Source organism: Natrinema soli (assembly GCF_028618695.1).
This window is the reverse complement of the sequence record NZ_JAQIVI010000090.1, coordinates 1-3785: the sequence shown is the minus strand read 5'-3', so window position 1 is coordinate 3785 and position 3785 is coordinate 1. Positions and strand designations below refer to the sequence as shown.

5 protein-coding genes are annotated in these 3785 nt (G+C 64.8%); all 5 read left to right on the top strand.

All coding sequences use genetic code 11. The features are described from left to right. On the top strand, positions 1-539 hold a 539-nt coding region (locus PGX04_RS05445), incomplete at its 5' end, for a PEP-utilizing enzyme (RefSeq protein ID WP_273737572.1). Positions 540-604: 65 nt separating this feature from the next. After that, a complete protein-coding gene (locus PGX04_RS05440) occupies positions 605-937 on the top strand; it encodes a DUF7312 domain-containing protein (protein ID WP_273737571.1) in 333 nt (110 codons plus the stop codon). 140 nt (positions 938-1077) lie between these two features. Continuing rightward, positions 1078-1749: an NfeD family protein gene (locus tag PGX04_RS05435; RefSeq protein ID WP_273737570.1), complete on the top strand. Its 672-nt coding sequence runs from the start codon at positions 1078-1080 to the stop codon at positions 1747-1749. A gap of 72 nt (positions 1750-1821) precedes the next feature. Further along, positions 1822-3003, top strand: a complete 1182-nt coding sequence (locus PGX04_RS05430; RefSeq protein ID WP_273737569.1) for an SPFH domain-containing protein — start codon at positions 1822-1824, stop codon at positions 3001-3003. A 297-nt stretch (positions 3004-3300) separates the two neighbouring features. Continuing rightward, positions 3301-3785, top strand: a 485-nt coding sequence (locus tag PGX04_RS05425) for a winged helix-turn-helix transcriptional regulator (protein WP_273737568.1), incomplete at its 3' end; no start/stop codon positions are given.

Below are 3785 nucleotides of genomic sequence, written 5' to 3'. Positions count from 1 at the left end.
CGCTGACGTGGGGCGTGACGCCGCTGTACGCGCCGGTCTCGGACCAGGGAGCCGACGCCGTCGTCGAGAAGGCGGTCCAGGCCGCACTGGACGCCGGCGTCGCCGAGAGCGGGGATACCGTCGTCGTCCTCTGCGGGATGATGACCGACCTCGAGGGGGCGAACACGACGAACATGCTGAAGGTTCACGTCGCCGCCGACGCGCTGACGACGGGACAGGTCGTCGTCGAGGGCCGAGCGACGGGGCCGATCGTTCGCCTGTCGGACGGCGACCTGTCGGGCGTCCCCGAGGGAGCCATTCTCGTCCTCCCCGCGGCGTTCGACGAGGAGTTCACGGGTGAGACGGATCGGATCGCCGGCATCGTCAACGCCGAGCGAGGAATGACCGGCTATCCGGCGCTGGTCGCGCGCGAACTGGGGATCCCGATGATCAGCGATGCCGATATCACGGAGCTAGGGGACGGCGAGACGGTCACCGTCGACGCCGAACGCGGCGTCGTTTACGGCGGGCACATCGGCGACCGGTCCCAACGGCCCTGAACCGACTCGGCCGTGACCGACGGTCGGACCGCGGCTTTTTGACGACCGGACCAATACGGACGAGTATGAGAGATGAACCGTCCGGGAGCGGGGACGACGAGTGGGGTGCGTCCGGCGACGACGAATGGGGTGACCCCGATCGGCTCGACCGACCGAACGACGGCGCTCAGACGGACCGCGATGAGGGATGGGACCGGATCCCCATCGACCTCTCCGGCGGGAGCGACGACCGTGACACCGACGAAGACGACGCGTCCGAGGACGACGAATACGGGCCCGAACCGAGTTCGACGCCGATCGAGGGCGGCGATCCGGACCTCGAGAACGCGCTGTTCGTGCTGCTGGGTGCGGTCGCGATGATGCTCGTCATCGCTCGGCTCGTGATGATTCTGGTCTGACGATTCCGTTCCGGCGTGCCGTCGCCGGGTCGTGTAGCCGCCTTTTTGGTTCCGAAATCGGTGTCACTCCTCGCCGCCTCGATAAAATCACTTGTGAAATGCGGTAAACATTTAATCGGGACAAGCCCCAACCCCCGCACATGGTCGAATCTCTCGTCGGGAACACACCGCTGTTGTTGCTGGTTGCGGGACTCGTGTTGATGGTCCTCGAGGCCCTCTCTCCGGGTGCCCACCTCATCGTCATCGGAATCGCGCTGGTCGGTGCCGGACTCATCGGGCTTCTCTTTCCGCCCGTCGCGAACGTGCTCGCGCTGGCGGGACTGACACTCGTGATCGGACTCGCCGCGGCGTACGTCTACCGGGAGTTCGACTTCTACGGCGGGAAGGGGTCCGGTCGGACGACGGATTCGGACTCGCTTTCCGGACGGATGGGGTACGTCACCGAGACCGTCACCACCCGAAGCGGCGAGGTCAAACTCGACGATGGCGGGTTCGCCCCCTACTACAGCGCGCGGACGACCGACGGCACGATCGAGGAGGACGAGGAGATCATCGTCCTCGATCCGGGTGGCGGAAACGTGCTGACGGTCGAATCCGTCGGTGCGATCGGCGAGGACGAGATCGATCGCGCGCTCGCACAGGACACGGCGTCCGACTCCGACGATGGAGCGAGTGCCGACGAGACCGGCAGCGTCGGCGACGAACCGACGGCGGAAACTGAGGTGGACGATATCGATGCGCCAGTGTCTGAACCCGACGCGGACGACACCGACGAGTCGGTCTCCGAAACGGAGACCGAGCAGTCGGGATAAGTAGTGCGATGAAATCGCATATGTTGGCAAAATAAGGGAACGCTTTTCTCCCCACCCCCGTAACTCCGGACTATGGTGGTACCACTGGTTCCAATGCAGACCGCCGAGGCTGCCCTGTTAGTCGTCGGTGCCCTCGTCCTCGTCGTCGTTATCGCTGCCCTGCTTAGCGCAATCGAGATCGTCGACGCCTACGAGAAACGTGCCCTCACCGTCTTCGGCGAGTACCGCAAGTTGCTCGAGCCGGGGATCAACTTCGTCCCGCCGTTCGTCTCGAACACGTACGCGTTCGATATGCGAACCCAGACGCTGGACGTCCCCCGGCAGGAAGCGATCACGCGCGACAACTCGCCGGTGACGGCCGACGCCGTCGTCTACATCAAGGTGATGGACGCCAAGAAGGCGTTCCTGCAGGTCGACGACTACAAGCGCGCCGTCTCGAACCTCGCCCAGACGACCCTGCGCGCCGTGCTGGGTGACATGGAACTCGACGATACGCTGAACAAGCGCCAGGAGATCAATGCCCGCATCCGCACCGAACTCGACGAGCCCACCGACGAGTGGGGGATCCGCGTCGAGTCGGTCGAGGTCCGCGAGGTCAACCCCTCGAAGGACGTCCAGCGCGCGATGGAGCAACAGACCTCCGCCGAGCGGAAACGCCGCGCGATGATTCTCGAGGCCCAGGGTGAACGCCGCAGCGCGGTCGAGAAGGCCGAAGGTGACAAACAGAGCGAGATCATCCGCGCACAGGGTGAAAAGCAGAGTCAGATCCTCGAGGCGCAGGGTGACTCGATTTCGACCGTGCTGCGTGCGCGCTCCGCGGAGTCGATGGGCGAACGCGCGATCATCGACAAGGGGATGGAGACGCTCGGCGACATCGGACAGGGCGAGTCGACGACGTTCGTCATGCCCCAGGAACTCACCTCGCTGGTCGGCCGCTACGGCAAGCACCTCTCGGGCAGCGACGTGGAAGGAGACGGGACGGACCTCGAGAGCCGCGAGTTCGACGACGAGACCCGCGAACTGATTGGCCTGGACGATATCGCCGAGATCATCGGCGAGATCGACCAGGAAGCGGACATGGACGTCGAAGCGATGGAACAGGAAGCCCAGGCCATCAAGGAAGGGAAGGATCCGGCGAACATCACGGATCCCGACGAAGTCATCGAGGAGATGGATCAGGACTTCCAGGGTCAGACCGACGGCGGCACCGAAATGCCGGCCGACGCGGAAGACGACCCGTCGACGAACGACTGAACGGCCACGACCCGCCGACACGGTCGGTGCAGGATCGGTTCATAGTCGGCATAGGGTCGCCTCGCAACGCTCTTTTCGCAGTTCGTGTCGCGAACTCTCGAGCGACGCTCACACGCTCGAACCGGTCTCGAGCCATCCCTCGTCTCGGGCCCGGACGGTGACGAGGTGAAGTCGTCTCTCCCCGAGCCGCGTCCATCGGTTCGATCCTCGTATTGGATCCCTAACCAGTAATACTCGGAGAACAAAGCGGAGCGAAACCTGTTTTACGTGTCGCGTCCTTGGAGACGGTAGGTAGGTATGACAGGATCCGATGGGGTCGACGACGATAAACGAGCGACCCTGCGCCGATTCGCCGCCCTCGGCGCCGCCTCCCCGCTGGTCGGACGATCGGATTCAGCGGCGGCTGATACGGGTGAAAGCGACGCGCGCGACGCGATTGCAGGCTATCTCTCCACGACGCCCGGTGCGCACTTCTCGAAGATCCGCGACGACCTGCAGCTGGGCACCGGCGAGACCCAACACCACCTGCGCCGGCTCGAGGAACTGGACGCCATCGAGCGCTATCGAGACGGCGACTACAAGCGGTTCGTCACCGCCGATCGATTCGACGAGTTCGAGAAGGGCGCACTCGGCTACCTTCGACGGGAGACGCCCCGCGGAATGCTGATCGAACTCCTCCTGAACGCCGACGCCACCGCCGGCGATCTCGCCGACGCGCTCGACGTCTCGCCGCCGACGGTGAGCAAGTACGCCGGCGAGCTCGAGGCGGCCGGACTCCTCTC

Bases quoted from the DNA above. Each gene is read 5' to 3' on its own strand.
- PGX04_RS05440 (WP_273737571.1), top strand. From the start codon at position 605: ATGAGAGATGAACCGTCCGGGAGCGGGGACGACGAGTGGGGTGCGTCC.
- PGX04_RS05435 (WP_273737570.1), top strand. From the start codon at position 1,078: ATGGTCGAATCTCTCGTCGGGAACACACCGCTGTTGTTGCTGGTTGCG.
- PGX04_RS05430 (WP_273737569.1), top strand. From the start codon at position 1,822: ATGGTGGTACCACTGGTTCCAATGCAGACCGCCGAGGCTGCCCTGTTA.